This is a genomic window from Thermomicrobiales bacterium (assembly GCA_023954495.1).
Classification (GTDB): Bacteria; Chloroflexota; Chloroflexia; order Thermomicrobiales; family CFX8; genus JAMLIA01.
The window spans coordinates 1-18448 of record JAMLIA010000041.1 but is presented as its reverse complement, the minus strand read 5'-3'; the positions used below and the strand labels follow the sequence as shown (position 1 = coordinate 18448).

Annotated in this window: 14 protein-coding genes; 8 read left to right on the top strand and 6 right to left on the bottom strand. The window is 64.6% G+C overall.

From position 1 onward, the window contains the following. Positions 1 to 45: 45 nt before the first annotated feature. Together M9890_09355 and M9890_09350 are read right to left on the bottom strand one after the other, a co-directional pair. Positions 46 to 1164: a hypothetical protein gene (locus M9890_09355; GenBank protein ID MCO5177160.1), complete on the bottom strand. Its 1119-nt coding sequence runs from the start codon at positions 1162 to 1164 to the stop codon at positions 46 to 48. A gap of 219 nt (positions 1165 to 1383) precedes the next feature. Beyond that, positions 1384 to 2676: a glucose-1-phosphate adenylyltransferase gene (locus tag M9890_09350; GenBank protein MCO5177159.1), complete on the bottom strand. Its 1293-nt coding sequence runs from the start codon at positions 2674 to 2676 to the stop codon at positions 1384 to 1386. A gap of 181 nt (positions 2677 to 2857) precedes the next feature. Here M9890_09350 and accD point away from each other — a divergent pair, with 181 nt between their 5' ends. From accD to M9890_09325, 5 genes are all read left to right on the top strand, one after another. After that, positions 2858 to 3766, top strand: coding sequence for an acetyl-CoA carboxylase, carboxyltransferase subunit beta (gene accD / locus M9890_09345; protein ID MCO5177158.1), 909 nt, complete (start codon positions 2858 to 2860; stop codon positions 3764 to 3766). Continuing rightward, positions 3759 to 4625, top strand: a complete 867-nt coding sequence (locus tag M9890_09340; GenBank protein MCO5177157.1) for an acetyl-CoA carboxylase carboxyltransferase subunit alpha — start codon at positions 3759 to 3761, stop codon at positions 4623 to 4625. Before accD ends, M9890_09340 begins: the two co-directional genes overlap by 8 nt. A gap of 753 nt (positions 4626 to 5378) precedes the next feature. Next, positions 5379 to 6485, top strand: a complete 1107-nt coding sequence (locus tag M9890_09335) for a hypothetical protein (protein ID MCO5177156.1) — start codon at positions 5379 to 5381, stop codon at positions 6483 to 6485. Between the two features lie 207 nt (positions 6486 to 6692). Further along, positions 6693 to 8168: a CCA tRNA nucleotidyltransferase gene (locus M9890_09330; GenBank protein ID MCO5177155.1), complete on the top strand. Its 1476-nt coding sequence runs from the start codon at positions 6693 to 6695 to the stop codon at positions 8166 to 8168. A gap of 434 nt (positions 8169 to 8602) precedes the next feature. After that, complete coding sequence (locus M9890_09325) at positions 8603 to 9058, top strand: hypothetical protein (GenBank protein ID MCO5177154.1); 456 nt, start codon at positions 8603 to 8605, stop codon at positions 9056 to 9058. Positions 9059 to 9380: 322 nt separating this feature from the next. Here the strand turns inward: M9890_09325 and M9890_09320 are convergent, their stop codons facing one another. Next, positions 9381 to 10442 carry a M42 family metallopeptidase gene (locus M9890_09320; GenBank protein ID MCO5177153.1) on the bottom strand — a complete coding sequence of 354 codons (1062 nt, stop codon included), beginning with the start codon at positions 10440 to 10442 and terminating at the stop codon, positions 9381 to 9383. 88 nt (positions 10443 to 10530) lie between these two features. Beyond that, positions 10531 to 12129 carry a helix-turn-helix domain-containing protein gene (locus tag M9890_09315; protein ID MCO5177152.1) on the bottom strand — a complete coding sequence of 533 codons (1599 nt, stop codon included), beginning with the start codon at positions 12127 to 12129 and terminating at the stop codon, positions 10531 to 10533. Positions 12130 to 12315: 186 nt separating this feature from the next. On the opposite strand from M9890_09315, the gene M9890_09310 reads away from it, so the two are divergent. Next, positions 12316 to 13941: a PLP-dependent aminotransferase family protein gene (locus M9890_09310; GenBank protein MCO5177151.1), complete on the top strand. Its 1626-nt coding sequence runs from the start codon at positions 12316 to 12318 to the stop codon at positions 13939 to 13941. A 254-nt stretch (positions 13942 to 14195) separates the two neighbouring features. Here M9890_09310 and M9890_09305 read toward each other — a convergent pair whose 3' ends face one another. After that, entirely contained in the window at positions 14196 to 15842 is a 1647-nt protein-coding gene (locus M9890_09305; protein ID MCO5177150.1) for a hypothetical protein, read from the bottom strand. 126 nt (positions 15843 to 15968) lie between these two features. Here M9890_09305 and M9890_09300 point away from each other — a divergent pair, with 126 nt between their 5' ends. Beyond that, positions 15969 to 16940 (top strand): tyrosine-type recombinase/integrase, encoded by a 972-nt coding sequence (locus M9890_09300; GenBank protein ID MCO5177149.1) that lies wholly within the window; start codon positions 15969 to 15971, stop codon positions 16938 to 16940. 119 nt (positions 16941 to 17059) lie between these two features. Further along, positions 17060 to 17284 (top strand): 50S ribosomal protein L28, encoded by a 225-nt coding sequence (rpmB, locus tag M9890_09295; GenBank protein MCO5177148.1) that lies wholly within the window; start codon positions 17060 to 17062, stop codon positions 17282 to 17284. 62 nt (positions 17285 to 17346) lie between these two features. Here rpmB and solA read toward each other — a convergent pair whose 3' ends face one another. Next, positions 17347 to 18447 carry an N-methyl-L-tryptophan oxidase gene (gene solA, locus M9890_09290; protein ID MCO5177147.1) on the bottom strand — a complete coding sequence of 367 codons (1101 nt, stop codon included), beginning with the start codon at positions 18445 to 18447 and terminating at the stop codon, positions 17347 to 17349. Position 18448 lies beyond the last annotated feature (1 nt).

The window sequence follows — 18448 nt, the reverse complement described above, 5'->3', positions numbered from 1 at the left end:
CCGCGCCCATGATACGGGCGCGGCGTGGATTCAGGGATGCTGGGCTTAGCTGTCGAGGCAATCCCAGAGGACGTTGGCCACCTTGAACGGATCGCTCGATACGACGCTGGAGGCGTAGAGCTCCATCGCACCGAAATCAGCAGTGCGGTTCAGCGGATCACCACGATCGACGATGCGCGCGATCACCGGGAAGTCCGCCCAATCCTCACCAGTCTCAACAACCGGCGGCCGCCAGATGACGAGGTTGAACGACACGACGTTCAGCTGCTCGGTGAGGCAGTTCAGCACCTGATAGACCGTGCTGGTGAACTGCTCGTCCAGCGCGCGACCGAACAGGAGGCACTCTTTCTCCTTTAGTGGAGTGACGTGCGCCATCACGCGGACGTCGTTATACGTCCGGCCCAGGTCGAGCGCTTCATGGACGCGATAGAGATCGTCGTAGTAGTTTGCGTGGTGCGTCTTTGCGTACTCAACACCGGCGCGGCGTTGGCGCTCTATGTGACCGTAGTGCATGCCCTTGGTCAGGCTCACCTGCATGTGGCCGTGCGGGATCGACGCGCCACTCTTCCAGAGGCAGTTCCACATGATCAGCGGATAGATCGCCTCGGCGTCGATGCTGTGACACTTCTCCTGCCAGCGAACTGCGACGTCGAAGGCATCCTGCACCGACGCCTCAGTGAACGCCAGCGGGTCGTGCTCGCGGAAGATGACGACGCCGTGGTAGCCGTCGTACTTGGCGATGTTGCTTGCGCTGATCGAGTACTTGCCCTCGATCCGGCCAAAGACATCTGCCGGCGTATTCAGCTCCGGCTCACAGAACGGATCCGGCGCGGTCCGCGCGATCTCGTCGGCCAGGTCGGCCGGGATGCGTGCCTCAAGCGGACGTTTGGCGCGCAGTTCGTTGAACAGCGATCCTTCGAACGTCCAGCGGTTCGTGACCCGCATGACGCGCTGCTCCGACACTGCCTCGGCACTGCCGAAGTACCTGTCGATCCAGCGCAGCATGTGCTCCGGCGGCACCAGCCGCCCGACTGATGCCAGCACCGCGTACAGCCGCGCAAAGCGGGCGCGGTCTGATTCCGGCAATGTCGTCAGAATATGTTCCAGATCAACGATGTGACGCTGATCCGCGTTCAAGCCAGATTGAAGTGCAGAGTCAATCACCAACAACTCCCCCATCATGTTGGTACGTACGCTGCTACGAGATGCGATCAGAGTGCTATTTGCGTAAATACCGCATGTGCCTCTTGCCGATACCGGGGCACCATCACTCAGGTATCGCGCACCAATTCACCTCGTAGCGCAGCACATCGACAACTGTGCCACGATGTCCAGCGCGGCTCAAGGCAGATTGCCGGAGCGCGTTGCTCCACGTGGTACTGCTCACGACCAGATCGGCACATTCGGGTCGATCGTCTCCCCACTGACGATCTCCAGCGACTCGAACGCGGTCTCATCGATATCCGGCGCGATCAGAACGTTCCGACCGGCGGTGACCCGGGCCGGAACGCTGGCCCCCCGACCAACGATCGTCAACCCGGTGTTCAGGCGCGATGGCTCCAGCCAGTTCGGCGCGTAATCATCGCCAACGCCGAGATGCGTGCCGGCCCCAATGTGTACGGCCTTATCAATAATGCAGCGGTCAATGACGGCACCGGGCCCGATCACCGTATCGGTCATGATGATCGAGTCGCGGACGATCGCCCCTTCATGGACGATCACACCCGGCGACAGCACTGAGTGATAGACCTCGCCACGAATCACGATACAGCCGTTCGAGAGCAGCGCGCGTGAGACGTGCGAGCCGTCCATGATCTTCGTCGGTGGCCGCTCCTCACTGCGGGTGTGAATGCGCCAGTCCGGGTTGTACAGATTCAGGCCGGGCACATCCTCCAGCTGCTCCATGTTGGCTTCCCAGTACGACTGCAGCGTCCCGACATCGCGCCAGTATTCGGCGAACCGATGCGCGTAGACGTTCCCATCACCGATCAGGAACGGGATCACCTCGTGGCCAAAGTCAATCATCGACAGGTTGCTGTCCGGCCGGCGAAAGACATCCAGCAGCACCTCGGCCTTGAAGACGTAGACACCCATCGAGGCGAGGTTGGAGCGCGGCTCGGCCGGCTTTTCGTCAAAGTCGATGATGCAATCTTCGTCGTCCGTCGTCATCACGCCGAACCGGCTGGCGTCCTCCCACGGCACCGGCTGAACGGCGACGGTGACATCGGCGTTCAACTCGCGATGACGTGCCAGCATCGGGCGAAAGTCCATCGCGTAAACGTGGTCGCCGGAAAGGATCAGCACATCGGTCGCGCGCGACTCCTGCACGTAGAACAGGTTGTGATAGATCGCGTCCGCCGTCCCGCGATACCAGTCGGATCGCGCACGCCCCAGGTACGGTTGCAGCACGTGAACGCCGCCGGTCGCGCGGTCAAGGTCCCACGGGCGGCCGTGGCCGATGTGGTCGTTGAGCGAGTGCGGGCGATACTGCGTCAGAACTGCAACATCGTAGATCCCCGAGTTGACGCAGTTCGACAGTGCGAAGTCGATGATCCGGTACTTCCCGGCGAACATCACGGCGGGCTTGGCCCGCTGGCGCGAGAGCACGCTCAGGCGCTCCCCCTGACCACCGGCAAGGATCATCGCAACGGTCTTCTCGCGTTCGAGCGACGGCATATCCGCTCTCCCTTCGCCCCAGCCGTACCACCTGCTACGAGGATAGACGATAGTTGGCTGTACCGCGACACGCAGACGGGAACACGACCGATGCTATGCTATACTGCCGCCCGCCGACACCCGGACAACGGGAGGCGATAATCGTGCCACCGTGCGCCGGCAAGGATATCCCGGAACCACAATGAGAGAACTCTTCCGCCGCCAGCCACGCTTTACGACATCCGACGAAGAGGATGCCCGCTCACAGGTGCCGAATGACCTCTGGGTCAAGTGCCCCAAGTGCGGCGAGTTGGCCTACAACAAAGAGCATCTGCACGGCCATCGCGTCTGCCAGCGTTGCGGCTACCATTTCCGCCTCGCCGCACGCGAGCGCATCGAGCTCATGGCGGACCCGGGCAGCTTCATCGAATGGGACGCCGAGCTGGTGCCGGACGATCCGCTCGGCTTCAGCGTCGATAACGAAACCTACGCCGAAAAGGCGCACAAGACGACCGCGAAATCCGGCGTCTCCGAAGCGGTCATCTCTGGCGAGATCGCAATTGGTGGCCGACCGGCTGCACTCGTCGTCACCGATTTCTCGTTCATGGGTGCCAGCATGGGGTCGGTCTACGGCGAGAAGCTGGCGCGAGCATCCGAGCGGGCCGCCGCCGGTTGCTACCCCCTTATCACCATCTCGGCCTCGGGCGGCGCACGCATGCAGGAGGGGCTGTTCTCGCTGATGCAGATGGCCAAGACGACTGCGGCGCTCACCAAGCTCTCCGAGCAACGCCTGCCGCACATCGCGATCCTGACCGACCCGTGCTACGGCGGCGTCACCGCGTCCTACGCGACCGTGGCCGACGTCATCATCGCCGAACCTGGCGCGCTCGTCGGCTTCGCCGGGCCACGGGTCATCGAGCAGACGATCCGACAGAAGTTGCCAGAAGGGTTCCAGACTGCCGAGTTCCTGCTGGAGCACGGCATGATCGACCAGGTTGTACCCCGCTCGGCACTCAAGGCATCGATCAACCTGCTGATGAACATTTACCAGCAGGCTGCCGGTTGCCTCGTGCCACCAGAGCGACTCACCGCCGGAGTGGCTGATGCCTGAGACTGATGGGCTGAGCCCGTGGGATCGTGTCCAGATCGCGCGCAACGCCGCGCGACCGCACACGCTGCACTATGTCAACCAGCTCTGCGCTGATTTCGTCGAGTTCCACGGCGACCGCGCCGCTGGCGACGATCAGGCGCTGGTTGGCGGACTTGCCCACTTCCGTGGCCGCAGCGTCATGATCATCGGCCACCAGAAGGGCGAGAACACAAAGGAAAACATCGCCCGCAACTTCGGCATGCCGAAGCCGACCGGCTACCGCAAGGCGCTCCGCCTGATGCGCCACGCCGAGAAGTTCCGCTTCCCGGTCATCACCTTTGTCGACACACCGGGCGCAGACCCGGGCCTCGCCTCCGAAGAGGGCGGCCAGGCGTTTGCCATCGCCGACAACATCTACGTCATGGCAACGCTGGAAACGCCGATCATTTCCGTCGTCATCGGCGAAGGCGGCAGCGGCGGCGCGCTGGCAATCGGCGTCGCCGACCGTGTGCTCATGCTGGAGAACTCCGTCTATTCCGTCGCCTCACCCGAGGCCGCAGCTGCGATTCTCTGGAAAGACGCTGCCCGCGCACCGGAAGCCGCCGCCGCAATGGGCGTGACCGCGCCCGACCTGCGCTCCTTCGGTCTGGTCGACGACGTCATCCCCGAGCCGACACCGGCCCACGAAGACCCGGCCACCACGATCAACGCCGTCGGCGACGCCATCGAACGCCACCTCGACGAGTTGTCCACGCTTACCACCGACGGGCCACAACCGCTGCTTCAGGCGCGCTACGCCAAGTACCGCGCGATGGGCCGCTGGACCGAGACCCAGCAAGCCAGCATCACCGTCCCGGCCGACCCGCCCATAAGGGAGTGATTGGTCCTGGCGTAGGACAGTGCTGGCGCTGTCATCGCCGGGAGGCGACACTCCTGTGCACAGACGCACAGCGGTTGGTTGGAAGAGCGGCGCGCAAACATTTCGTACGGACAGGACCCGGCCTGTCCTCGCCGTGAGGCGACCCTCCCGTGCCGGATGCCAACGGCCCGACGCAGGGGCGTCACATCAGCCTGCAAAATGTAGGGGCGTATCGCATACGCCCGTTCGGCCCTGACCCGTTTCGGTCGGCAGCCACGGTGTCCAGGTGCCCATCCAGGATGGTCGTGTTTCCGGCCGGGCGTATGCGATACGCCCCTACATTTTGAGGCCAGCGGGGTGGCGGTTTCTCGAAGTTGGCGTCATCCGGCGCACGGGTGATCGGCATGACCCGAGTGCCCCTTGGGCGTTGGCACCCCGCGATGGACAAGCCCGGTCATGTCCCGAAGGTATCAGCGGCCGCCTCGTCATCGTACGTGCGAATATAAAGCGGTTCGAGAGAAAACAGCTGTGAAAGCCCGGGTCGACCGGCTTAGCCGTGCCGATGAGACATGAGCAGATCGGTCATGCGCGGGGATAGGCGCTGTGCTTATTATCGAAAACGCAACTTCTTCTGCACAGTACCAGATTTTGCGCGCGTTCTCCGTTGACCGTTTGCCATTCTTCACATAGCCTACCTCTATTCGTGACGGGTGAATCACGTTTTCTGTTATGCCGTCTGCTACCACTGCCGGCAATCGAAGAAGAGGTCGTGTCATGGCGGGTTTGACGATGCGAGTCCTACCGTTGCGCAGCTTCACAATCGTCCTGGGGACCATCATCGCAATGGCTTTGGCCGTCATCATTGGGCTGGGGGTGCGGAGTGCGCTGGCCAGCGGCCCGCCAGCGACCGGCGCGACTGTCAATGTCTGCGTGACACCACCACGCGGGACGATGCGCTACGAGCGTGACCCCGGCAGATGCCTCCGCAGTGAGCAGCCGCTCACTCTCATGAGTGCCACAGGGATAAGCAACCTGGAAGCACGGCTATCTGCTCTGGAGCAGACCGTTCGTGACCAGCAGGAATCGATCAATAGCCTCGAAGGCACCGTCTCCGAGCAACAGACGACCATCGGTGGGTTGCAAACGCAACTTGAAGCAGCAGAGGGCATGATCGCCGCTCTTGATGCGAAGGTACCGGGTTGTTTGTCGACGACCGATGATGGCGACGCGCTCTTCACCGGTTGCAATGTCCAGATCGTGAATGGTCTGGGTGCTACCGATGAGAAGAACGGCAAAGGCAATCTGATCATCGGCTACAACGAGCAACGCGCCGATGACTCAGCAGTTCGCACCGGATCCCATAACATCGTGCTGGGGACCGAGAATGCCTACGAAGCCTTCGGCGGGTTTGTTGCCGGGAACAACAACACCATCAGTGGCAATCACGCGAGCGTGGCCGGTGGCGAGGGAAACACCGCCAGCGGTGACTTCTCCAGCATCAACAGTGGATCCCTCAACACCGCCATCGGCAATTACTCCAGCGTCGGAGGTGGCGAGGGAAACACCGCCAGCGGTGACTTCTCCAGCATCAACAGTGGATTCCTCAACACCGCCATCGGTAACTACTCCAGCGTTAGCGGTGGCACCCAGAACGAAGCCGATGGCTCGGCGGCCAGCATCAGCGGTGGGCGAGATAACTCAACCGACGCCGCGTACGCCAGTGTGAGTGGTGGCTCGTCCAATACGGCCAACAACGAGTCTGCCAGCGTCTCCGGGGGCTACAGCAATACGGCGTCCGGCAAGAATTCCAGCATCAGTGGCGGAGCCCAGATGACAGTTCTTCTCGAATACGACTGGTCTGGTGGTGGCTACATCCAGTAACTGGCCCAACGGCGACAGGCTCTCGTAGCGCACGCCTTGTCCAACGACGATGTCAGGGGGGTGGGTGCTTCACCCACCCCTCCGGCATCACCGCAACTCGCCACGAGCGCTGATCCGACATCAAATGACGGCGACCGGAAACACGAATCGCATCTCGCCTCGCACCTCGCGTCCATTAGACTTGGCGCGGAGAGGAGCGTGGCGCGAGTGAGTGATGCCCACGTCAGATTGCCCGAGCTGATTGAGCGGTTGCCAGAGCGCGAGCTCGACATTGTGCAGCGGCTGACCGACGCATTCGACGAGTCCGGATTCGAGCTGTTCCTCGTTGGCGGGATTGTCCGCGACCTGCTGCTTGGGCGCGGTCAGGCGGACCTCGATTTCACAACGTCGGCGGCACCGGAGCAGACAAAGCAAGCCGGAGCAGGCGCAAAGCCGGACGCGACCTTCAGCATCGGCGAGCAGTTCGGAACGATCGGGTTCGTCTTCCAGGCACAGGACGAGCCGGACATCGTCGTCGAGGTCACGACCTACCGCAGCGAGACGTACCTGACCGAGGATCGCCGCCCGACCGTCTCGCACAACGTTTCGCTGCGTGACGACCTGTCGCGGCGCGACTTCACGATCAACGCGATGGCGCTCGACCCGCGTGACGGCGCGCTGATCGATCCGTTCGGGGGTATCGCTGACCTGGGCCGCCGAGAGATCGTCGCCGTCGGTGACGCCGCCGAGCGCTTTCATGAGGATCCGCTGCGGATCCTGCGGGCAGCGCGCTTCGCGGCCCAGCTCGGTTTCACGATCGCGCCGTCCACGCTCGCTGCCATGCGCGAGCAGGGGTCGTCGTTGGAGCGCATCAGCCGCGAACGGATCGCCGCCGAGCTGAATCGCCTGCTCACCAGTGAGCACGTGACTGACGGGCTGTGGGCGCTCCACGAAGCTGACCTGATCCGCTGGGTGCTGCCGGAAGTGCAACCGATGGCCGAGGACGACCGCGATTCGATCGGCGCGCGGCACAAGGATATCTGGGCCCACACCGTCCGCGTTGCCGCTCAGACACCGCCACGGCTAGCCGTGCGTTGGGCAGCGCTGCTGCACGATGCGGCCAAGCCGATGACCCGCTCGGTCGATCCCAGTGGCGAAGTTCACTTCTTCGGTCACGAGATCGCCGGAGCCGACCTGGCGCGCCGCACACTGCGGCGGCTCAAGCAGGAGCGTTGGCTGGAGCAGCGCGTCGCGCTTCTCGTCGCGATGCACTTGCGTGGTGCAGGCTACGATCCCGACTGGACCGACTCCGCTGTCCGCCGCCTGGCGCTGGAAGCCGGCGATGCGTTCGAGGACCTGCTCGATCTGGCCGCCGCCGACGTCACCAGCGCCCGAGCCGACCGACAAGCTGCGGCAGCCCGACGCGTGGCCGGGCTGCGCGAGCACGCGGCGCGACTGGAGGCGGAAGCATCGCTCGACGCGCTGCAGTCACCGCTGGATGGGGACGAGCTGATGGCGATGTTCGACCTGCCGCCCGGCATCTGGATCAAGCATCTGAAAGAGCGCCTGCGCGAGCTGGTGATCGACGGCGAGCTGGCGATTGGTGATCGCAACTCAGCGGAGCTATTGGCACGAGACTGGATCGCCAACCCGGACGATAAACTGGCCGGTGCAATCGCGCAGGCGAGCGCCACGAGGCGTTGACTGCGGATACTGTTCTCGCCAACCTCCCTGCTCGCGCCGCTCCATTGCCCATCCATTCCCGCAGCCCTGCACGAGTCACCACCGCTCGGCAAGAGTCATCAACCGATAGGCCAGAAGTGGCATGAAATGTGCTGCAAACATCGAAACCAAACACGAGGAGTGGAGCCACTATGCAACCCCAACGAGCGCATATTCGACTACTGTTGCTTGCCCCGTTCCTGCTGCTTGTCGGAGGCTGTATGGTGGGCGGAGGCAGCACTCCGACACTGACACCGATGACCACATCGACAATCGCGCCAGCGGTAACATCCACGACTGCGCCTCCGAGCGCAACGCAGTCGACCAGCGCAGCAACGGCGACCATGCCAGCGGCCGCGTCACCAGCTCCATCAGTGCCATCAACCGGAACACAGGCAACAGTGACTGGGGGATACATGGAGATCGAGATCGACGACCAGCACGAACGAACCATCGACAACGCCGGGGTGTCGTTCAAGGCAATCGATCCGGCGCGGCAGGATGGCCCCCATGAGATCGAGTTACCGGCCGTCTCCGGGACCATCGATCCGCAAGCCATAACAGGGCAGATTCAACATGATGGCGGTGTCGCGTTCTCGACATCAAATGGGACGGTGCAGTTCAGCAACCTCGTGACCGATCTCGACGGCCGTGTGATGACCGGCGAGGTCGCTGGACAACGCGTGCGATTGTTCGATCTCAGCCTTGGTCACTCGAAGCACGACCATCACGACCGCTACGACGTTGAGCTGGACCATGTAGACGGGAGCTTTGCGTCCGAAGCCGCATCGATCCTGAACGAAACGCTCGCAGTAGATATCTTCAGCAGCAATCTGCGAGTCGAGATGGAGCTGAAGTTGAGCACCCGCTAGCTCTCGCATTGCCGGATCACAGGCCTGGACAGATCCATTGATTGACACCGTGTTGACATTCCGCACCGGCCAATTCATCGCAACAGAGACGGTGCCCGCGCTGTCGTCTCTCAGTCGACAACGTCGAGTCAGCATTGCGATGGAGGACGTCGATGAGATTGTTGATCCCGACGGTCGCACTGACTCTCGTCGCCAATCTGGTCGTCGCGTGCGGTGAGGCGGTGATCCAACGAATTTCACCAGCGCTGACAATGGCAAGACGGTCAATTGCAGGTAACTACCGGGGAACGGGGCCGGATACTGCATACCGGCCCCCACTGTGTCAGACGCGACGCAGGTCTACGTCGGCGTTGAACCGACGGGTAAACGCGGCGATGATCGCGGCGCAGTTGTCCAGATCGGTCAGGCTCACGATCTCACTCGGCGAATGCATGTAGCGGTTTGGGATCGACACCAGGCCGCAGGGGATACCGGCGCGCTCGTAGGCGATCGCGTCGGCGTCCGTACCGGTGCGTCGCGGCGTCGCTTCGATGCAGTGCGGGATGCTTTCCGCCCGGCCAGCCTCGACCAGCCGCTGATGGACGATCGGATGCACCGCCGATCCCCGCGCCAGCGCCGGACCGCCGCCGATCTTGCAGATGCCGTTGCCACGAATGTCAGCCTCGGGATGATCGGTCGCGTGGGTCACGTCCAGCACAATCGCCACCGCCGGATCGAGGTGGAATGCGCTCGTGTGCGCGCCACCGAAGGTGATCTCCTCCTGCACCGCCGCGACCGCCCAGACATCCGCCGCCGGTCGCTCGCCCTCGGCGAGCAGACGCAGCGCCTCCAGCGCGACGAACGCGCCGACCCGGTTATCCAGCCCGCGCGAGGCGATCAGGTCGTCGCCCAGATCGATGAGCGGCTGCTCGATCACGCCAGCATCGCCGACCGACACCTTCGAGCGAGCGTCCTCGGCATCGCGCGCACCGATGTCGATCCAGAGCGTGCGGATCTTCGACACGCGGTTCATGTCCTCTTCGGTCATCTGATGCCGCGGCTTCTTGCCGATCACGCCGACGACGGTGCCGCCGCTGCCCAGCACACGAATGCGCTGCCCGACCAGCACCTGATCGTCCCAGCCGCCGATCGGCTGGAACCAGAGGAACCCGTTATCGTCGATATGCGAGATCATCACGCCGATCTCGTCGATGTGCCCCTCGATCATGACGGTCGGTCCGTCGCCCTTGAGGCGCGCGAACGAGTTGCCCATCACATCGACAACGACCTCGTCGGCGAACGTCTCCGCCTCAGCACGCCAGATCCGCGCTGCTTCATTCTCGAAGCCGGACGGGCTGGCGGTGACCAGCAACCGATCGAGAAATGCTCGCGTTTCGCTCTTCACGCATCTCCTCCAATATGGTGGTGAGTCCCGGGTGGACCCTCAGGCACGGTGCCACATCACGGCATCGTAGCATGCAGGCAGGCAACGATCAGTCGGCGGCGAGCAGGCGTCGCACGTCCAGCGCCAGCCGCAGCGTGTAGCGGATCCTGGCGTCGTCGAGGTCGTAGCCGGTGACGTCCGTCACGCGCTGCAGGCGATAGGCGAGCGTGTTGCGGTGGATGCTCAGCGCCTCGGCGGTCGGTGCGAGCGTACCAGCGTGCGCCAGCCAGGCATCGACCGTCTCGACCAGATGGCTGTGGCGACGATCGTCCTGCTGCTCCAGCGGACCGATCACGGCGTCGGCAAAACGCTCCAGGCGCAGCCGGAGATCGGCAGCCGTCGTTTCGGTGCCGGCGGCGATCGGCAGGAGCAGGCCGAACAGTCCGAGCCGCTCCGGCTCATCAGCCCGCACAACTGTCCCATCCCGTCTGGCGTCGCGGGTCAAACGCGCCAGGACCCGCGCCTGCGCCAACGCCGTCTCAGCCTGCCCAACCGACAGCACCGGCTCGCTGACAACGACATGCACATCCGGGTCGCCACGCTGCACACGACGCAGCGCCACCGTCAGATCGCTGAGCAAAACGCCCAGCCGCGGTTCGTCGGTCGACAGGACGGCAAACTCGTGCTCGCCCAACGCCGCCGTCGCCCGACCGCGCTGATCGGAGAGCGCTGACCGGACGCGGTGCGGCAGACCGGGCGTCGGCGAGCCGAACAGCGCGACGCGCAGCGGTTCAGTCGGGTCCAGCCCGATCAGTCGTGCGCGACTCTCAGCTGCGACGCGATTCGTCAGCCGTCCGGTCAACAGCTCGGCGACGAGCGGTTCGCGGCCACTCCACTCGCGTCCTGCCCCGCCAGCCTCGATCGCGCGGGTCAGCACCAGCTCCAGCGTCGCCGCGCTCTGCGTCGCAGCCAGCCGCTCCGGCTCGGTTGAGGTGTCCGGGGCCAGCCCGACCAGCAGCACCATCTCGCGCCGACCGTCATCCCGGCTTGGGCGGATCGGCTGGATCAGCCACGAGCGACCAGTTGGACCCTGCACTCTCCGCTGACCACCAGCACGCAGCGCCGCCGCGAGGTCGTCAGTCACCAGCGGAACCTCGTCCGGCGCGTCGTCCGAGCGCGCCGAGATCGCGCCGTTCGCCTCAACCAGCATGAGCGGGCGGCTAATGACATCGCGCACCGTGTCGAGCAAATGGTCCAGACCGGCACCCGAGACTGTGGCGGTCGACAACGCGCGGGACAAGTCCGAGCCGATGCGGTAGAGCTCGGCGCGCCGCTCGATGATCAGGCGATTCAGCGTCGCCTCGGCGGCCTGCGGGAACGAGCCGCTACTGACCAGCAGCGGCACATCGACGGCGGTCTCGCTGAACGTCGGATCGACCATCAGCGCGGCGATTGGCTGTCCTGCCAACGCGCGCACCAGGGTCGCGCTATCGACCATCTCCGACTCGCGCACCTGATCCAGCAGGCGCGGTGGCGCGACAACGATCTCGCCGCCGCGCAAGGGCGGCAGAATCGGCGCGGCAGCGCGGATCGTCACTGCCCAGGAGACGCTGCTCTCAATGCCGTCGCCGGCCGCCCGACCGAGTGGCGCGCGATAGGTCAGGCCGCGTTGCCAGTGCAGGATGTCGTCGATCGTGATGTCCGCCATGCGTCGGCCCGTCGTGTCCGTACTGCTTCGTCGCGTCGAATATACAACCGAACTGTGCACAACGCACAAGCAGTACCGAACAGGCCAGCCAACCGTCGATTGCACTGGCCGCGACGGTGTCTCACATGCCACAATGGCTGACATTGGACTCCCCCATTCGGATGGGAAACTGCGAGGAGCACCCGCATGCACGTCACACTTGATCGCGAATGCGCCGTCCCGATCTACCTTCAGATCGCGCAACAGCTCCGCCAATCCATTTTGGACGGTGATCCACCAACCGGGGGGCGGCTGCCGCCGGAACGACGGCTGGCCAAGCTGCTCGGCGTGAACCGGACGACTGTCGTGAACGCCTATCGTGAGCTTGCGGCCGATGGTCTGGTGGCCGGTCAGGTCGGGCGCGGCACAGTCGTGATCCACGGCTCGCCCGATGAAGACCCCGAGCTGCTCAACGCGAACGGTTGGACGACGCGAACGCACGCTTCGGATGGTGCAGCAGGCACGATAACCGACACCGGACGCCCGCGCTCGACGCCGATCCCCTGGGCGCAGTTGTTCACGCCGACTACCGATGTCATGGACGACGCCCTTCTGCGCGACGCGATGACCGTCTCGGCCCGACCAGATGTCATCCGTCTGGCGACCGGCATCCCTTCGCCTGAGCTGTATCCCATCTCGGAAATCCGCGAGCTCTTCGACGAGGCGCTCGGCAACGCCGGGCAGACGCTCCTGCAGCACACACCGACTGAGGGCTACTCGCCACTGCGCGAGGAGCTGTCGCGCTGGATGGCGCAGACCGCCGCAGCCGCCGGGGTAAACACGCAGGTCGATCCGGCGCACATCGTCGTCGCAGCTGGGTCGCAGCAGGGCCTGTATCTGTTGGCGAGGACGCTAATTGATCCGGGCGATCTGGTCATTCTGGAGTCGCCGACCTACCTTGGTGCGGCCCAGGTCTTTCGCGCTGCCGGTGCGCGATTGCTGACCATCCCGGTCGATCAGGACGGCATGCAGGTCGATCTGTTGCAGGAGATTCTGCCGCGTCGGCAGCCGAAGCTGATTTACACACTGCCGACGTTCCAGAACCCCAGCGGCGCGGTGATGTCGATGGGCCGACGGCTCCGCCTGCTCGACCTTGCGGCGCGCTACCAAATCCCGATTGTCGAGGACGACCCCTACGGTGCGCTGCGCTTTGATGGCCGCGCGCTGCCGCCGCTGGCCGCCATCGATCAGGCCGAGGGACGCTCGAACGTGATCTACCTCTCGACCGTGTCGAAGATGCTCTTCCCCGGCTTTCGCATCGGCTGGGTTGCTGCGCCGAAGCCGGTCGCCGAACGCTTGACGCTGATGAAGCAGCTCGTCGATCTGGACACCAACGCGCTGGCCCAGCGCGTCGTCTGGGCGTTCTTCGCGCGTGGCCTGATCGAATCGCACCTGGCACGGGTGAATGCCGCCTACCCGCTACGGCGCGACCGGATGCTGGCTGCGCTGGAGGAATACTGCGGCGGCCTGGTCACGGCGAACCGGCCCGAGGGTGGCATCTACCTCTGGTGTCGCCTCGCCGAGGGCATCCGGGTCCGCGACCTGCTGCCCGAGGCAGCTCGCGAGGGCGTCGTCTTTGCCCCCGGCGAGTCATTCCACGTCGATGCGGCGTCGGGTCGCGGGCGTTTCGACATGCGCCTCAACTTCACGCTGCCGCCCGATGACGAGATCATCGAGGGCGTGCGACGCCTGTCCATCGCTGTCCACCGTCTGGCCGACCGCCTCGACGCGCACGGCCGCCAACCGCAGCACGCGCTCACGCCGATCGTCTGAGCAGCTTCCGGCGGAGCATCATTGCAGGTAGGGGAGAGCAGTCCAATCCGATGGGCCGTCAATGGCGAGCAGTCTGATCCGACAGCCCGCCCTGCATCCTGTCATTTCGAGCGCGCACGCGAGAAATCTCCCCCAACGTCGGGCTGAGTCGAACGGGTGGGAGATCTTTCGGTTGCGACCTCAAGATGACAGGTGAAGGGGGTGGTTGCCGATCTTGAGTTTCTCGGTGACTGGTGACGTGAGCGTCCCGCCGCTCAGGACTCCAGCACCTCGCTGCCGAGCAGGCCTCCGAGTACCTGCCACTCGGGCGGGTTCTCGGGGTGGTATTCGAAGCGCTGACGTTCGAAGTACTGCACGGTGTAGCCCGTCTCGGAATCGGCGTACTCCTCGCTGATCGGGTAGCCGAAGATCGCCAGACCGCCATGCTCCTCCCAGAAACTGCGGAAGCCGAAGCAGAGGCGGTGGCCAGTCGCCGGGAAGAAGGTGCAGTTGGCGTCGTCGTGCCCATCGACCGGGCGGAACGGGTCGGTGCTGAGCAATCCGTGGCGCTCGGCGATCTCGACACCCAGCAGGCCCAGCTCGATGTCGAAGCGCTCGGCCCATTCGCCCGGGTGCCACTCCAGCCGGGCGCGCTCGAAGTACTGCGTCAGGAAGCCGGTTGAGCTATCGACGTCCTCATCAGTGATCGGGAAGCCGAAAACGGCCAGACCGCCGTATGTGTTCCAGTAATCCAGGAACGAACCGCGCACCGTATGGCCGGTCTCGGGGAAGAAGCGACCCGGTGCCAGCGACTCGCGCAGTGTGTTGACACGCCCGATGGCTGCGCCAAACGCCCCGGCATCCAGCCGACCCGCATCGAGCGCGTTTGCCAGGGCCGCAGCGGCCCTCTGCCCCTGCCCAACGTCTCGGCCCGAGCAGAGGATGATGTCCATGCCGGCCTCGGCGGCAAGCACGGCGCACTCCTCCTGCGAGCCAACTGCCGTCACCGCGCCGGCCTCCAGCGCGTCGGTGATCGTCACACCCGCAAACCCGAGTCGGCCGCGCAGCTCGTCGGTCACGATGGCGCGCGACAGGCCGGCCGGACGCGAGCCATCCAGTTCCGGATAGACCGCCCACGAGAGCATAACGAGCTTCACCCCGGCCTGAAACGCAGCCGGATACGGTGCCTCGTCGATCGACCGTAGTGCGTCCAGGCTGACCGGCAAGGTCACCGGCCCGAGATCGGTGTTCTCGTCGGCGCTGGCCGCGCCCAGCCCGGGGAAGTGCTTGGCCGTCGCAGCAACCCCAGCAGCTTGCTGGGCCGCGATGAATGCAGCGCCGCAGGTCGCGACCACGTCCGGATCATCGCTGAACGAGCGCCCGAACTGATCGTCGAACCCGCCTGCCTCGCGAAACACATCCAGCACCGGCGCGAGGTTCACATTCATCCCGACACCAGCGAGATTCTCTCCGGCAGCCGTCCCGGCCGCGCTGGCTGCACCGGCCGGATCGCCCGACAGCCCGATGTCGCGCGCCGACTCGTCCGGCGGACCGGGCAGACGGCGGACCAGCCCGCCCTCCTGATCGGTCATCAGCAGCAGCGGGGCGGTCATCGGGCTGGCCTGCTGGGCTGCCGCGAGCTGTGCGACCACCCCGGCGATCTGGTTCCGATCGACGATGTTTTCGCCGAAGAAGATCACCCCGCCGGCCGCACCAGCGCGGATCTGCTCCAGCAGCGACTCTGGAACGCTCGTCCCCGAGTAGGAGAAGATGACGCGCTGCCCGGCCAGCTGCGCCGGCGAAAAGGCGTTCTGCGCCTCGGCGTTCAATCGCGTCATCCGGGGCAGCCCAAGTTTCCCGCCCAACGCGACTACTGCGCCAGCTGCAACCGACCGCTTCAGGAATGTTCGCCGCGTTGTCATCAGGTGCTCTCTCGTCCTCTCGTAGATCGGCTGTTGCCCACAAATCGGATCCTCGGGCAATTGACAGTCGAACACATGTTCCGGTACAGTGGCCGCATTGCGCAGACCGCCGAACGGGGAAGTGCGATGGCTGACCAACACGATAATGCACACGATCACGATCAGCCGATGGGTTTGTCACAACCACCGCTGTTCGACGTTGTTGCCCGCAGTAGCTATGCCCCGAAAATCGCCAGCGTCGCTGCGCTGACGCCGCAGTCAAGCTTGCCGATTGCACGCTACTGGTTCCGGCGTGCGCTTGAGCAGGCGCAGCACCCCAAGAATACGGTCGAGTCATACATTTACGATCTCGCGATCTTCGAGCAAGTTGTCGGGCCAAAGCAGATCGATGCTGTTACGGCGCGCGACATCGCGCACTACCTCGGCGAGGCGCAGACGCGCTCGACCCGCAAGCGACGGCTCACCTCGGTTAGCCAGCTGTTCAAGTGGCTGGTACAGAGCGCGAAGATGCTCGAAGCCGACCCAACCGAATCGTTCTATCCCGACCACATCCCGCTGAAGACGCCGCGCCCGCTCTTCGAGGCTGAGCAGCAGGCGATCCTCGACGCGGCAGCCAACGATTCGTCTCGCTCGGCACTGATTGTCTGGCTGCTGCTGAACCTGGGCCTGTCGCGCGGCGAGCTTCTGGCGCTGCGCCGCGACCACATCGACTTCAGCGACCCCGACGCGCCGATCGTCTACGTGTTCTACGAGAACCCACGCTGGGCAGCGAAGGAGCGCAAGCTCGCAGCCGGTCCGGATCTCACCGCGCTCTACGAGCGCTACATCGAGGACTACGCCCCGGAAGACCGGCTGTTCGAGCTGCTGCCACAATCGGTCAACAAGCTCGTCGAGCGTGTGGCGCGTGCTGCCGGCATCAGCAAGCAGATCTCGCCGCAGACGCTGCGCGACACCTACGCCGTCGAGCAAGCTCGCGAGGGTGCCGAAGAGGAGCAGTTGCTCCTGCTGCTGGGGCTGGCCGACGACTCGCGCAACCGCATGAGCGTCCGCCGCTACGTCAAGCTCGCCGCCCCTCCGGCGAATGCTTCGTCCGACTGATTGCCCCTTTCACGTACACTCCTGTATCATTGCGGGTTGTGGCCGACGTCTCTTCCCGCCCGTGATCGGGCCGTCGGTTCGAGGAACAGGACAACCGGACAGGGAGCAGGGAGAACGTTATGGCCGGGACATGCGAGATCTGCGGTAAGACCGTTACATTCGGACGCAACGTCAGCTTCTCGAAGCGACGTACGAACCGTCCGTTCAAGCCCAATATCCAGAAGACGCGCGTCTTCGACGATGGCACGCTGCGGCAGGTCAACGCCTGCACGCGCTGCATCAAGACGCTGGCGAAGCCGGGCATCGAGCTCGACCTCAACAAGGCCCGCAAGCAACGCGCCTGAGCAACATCACCAAGGCACGATCAACGAGGGCTTCCACTTGGGAGCCCTCGTTCTTTTGCGCTCTAGACGAAGCGGGACAGCGCCAGGAAGTCGATGTCGTGCCGCGACTGTCCGTCGATGGCCATGTCGGCCAGCACCTCGCCGATGGCGCTGGCGAACTTGTAGCCGTGCCCGGAGAAGCCGCAGGCGATCGTGACCTGCTCCGCGCCGGGGTGATGGTCGATGATGAAATTCTCGTCCGGCGTGTTCGTGTACATGCAGGTCAGGCTCGATGTCACCTTCCCGGCCGCGCCCGGCAGGTAGCGCGCCAGCGCCGCCAGCAGTGTCGCGATCTCGCTGTCGTCAACCTCGCGGCGGATGTCGTGCGCGTTGGTGATCTCACCGCCCTCGTGGCGACCGATCTTCACGCCCTGCCCCGGCAGCGCCGGGAACCCGTAGTACTGCCCCTCCGGTACCTGAAAGAGATAGACCGGGAAGCGGTCGGCACTGTACAGGTCCGGCTGGGTCGGCTCGACGTGGATGTTGACGATCCGCTCAACCTCCAGCGGCAGTGACAGATCAGGAATGACCTCGGCCGACCACGGCCCGGCGGCAATGACGAGCCGATCCGCCCGGAAGGTCGCATCGCCAGCCGTGACAGTCACGCCCTCGCCATCGGCCTTCCAGCTCGCCGGGCCGGTGTCGAACCGCACGTCAGCGCCATAACGTTCGGCCACGATCAGGTGCGCGTCGACGCAGTCCTCTGGACGCAGGAAGCCGGCGTTCGGCTCGTAGACCGCCATCAGGCCCTCGCCCAGCGCCAGTCCGGGGAAGCGCGCCTCGGCAGCCTGATGGTCGAGGAGATCATAGGGCAGTCCGTGCAGCTTCGCGCTCTCCAGCGAACCTTCGATGAAGTTCGAATCGGGAGCGCCGATCGTCAGCCCGCCGGTGATCGTCAGCAGGTCGCGCTCGGTGGCCGCCTCCAGCTCGCGCCAGAGGACATAGGCGCGCTGTACGAGCGGGACGTATTCGGGCGCTTCGAAATAGGCCTCGCGGATGATGCGGGTATGACCGTGCGACGACCCCAGCTTGTGCAGCCGCCCGAACTGCTCCAGTCCCAGCACCTGCTGACCGCGCATCGCGAGGTGCGCCACAGCGGCGCTACCCATGCCACCCAGCCCGATC

Coding starts and splice junctions, on each gene's coding strand:
- M9890_09310 (MCO5177151.1), top strand. CDS start 12,316: ATGCACGTCACACTTGATCGCGAATGCGCCGTCCCGATCTACCTTCAG.
- accD (MCO5177158.1), top strand. CDS start 2,858: ATGAGAGAACTCTTCCGCCGCCAGCCACGCTTTACGACATCCGACGAA.
- M9890_09300 (MCO5177149.1), top strand. CDS start 15,969: ATGGCTGACCAACACGATAATGCACACGATCACGATCAGCCGATGGGT.
- M9890_09335 (MCO5177156.1), top strand. CDS start 5,379: ATGGCGGGTTTGACGATGCGAGTCCTACCGTTGCGCAGCTTCACAATC.
- rpmB (MCO5177148.1), top strand. CDS start 17,060: ATGGCCGGGACATGCGAGATCTGCGGTAAGACCGTTACATTCGGACGC.
- M9890_09350 (MCO5177159.1), bottom strand. CDS start 2,676: ATGCCGTCGCTCGAACGCGAGAAGACCGTTGCGATGATCCTTGCCGGT.
- M9890_09340 (MCO5177157.1), top strand. CDS start 3,759: ATGCCTGAGACTGATGGGCTGAGCCCGTGGGATCGTGTCCAGATCGCG.
- M9890_09315 (MCO5177152.1), bottom strand. CDS start 12,129: ATGGCGGACATCACGATCGACGACATCCTGCACTGGCAACGCGGCCTG.
- M9890_09305 (MCO5177150.1), bottom strand. CDS start 15,842: ATGACAACGCGGCGAACATTCCTGAAGCGGTCGGTTGCAGCTGGCGCA.
- M9890_09325 (MCO5177154.1), top strand. CDS start 8,603: ATGGAGATCGAGATCGACGACCAGCACGAACGAACCATCGACAACGCC.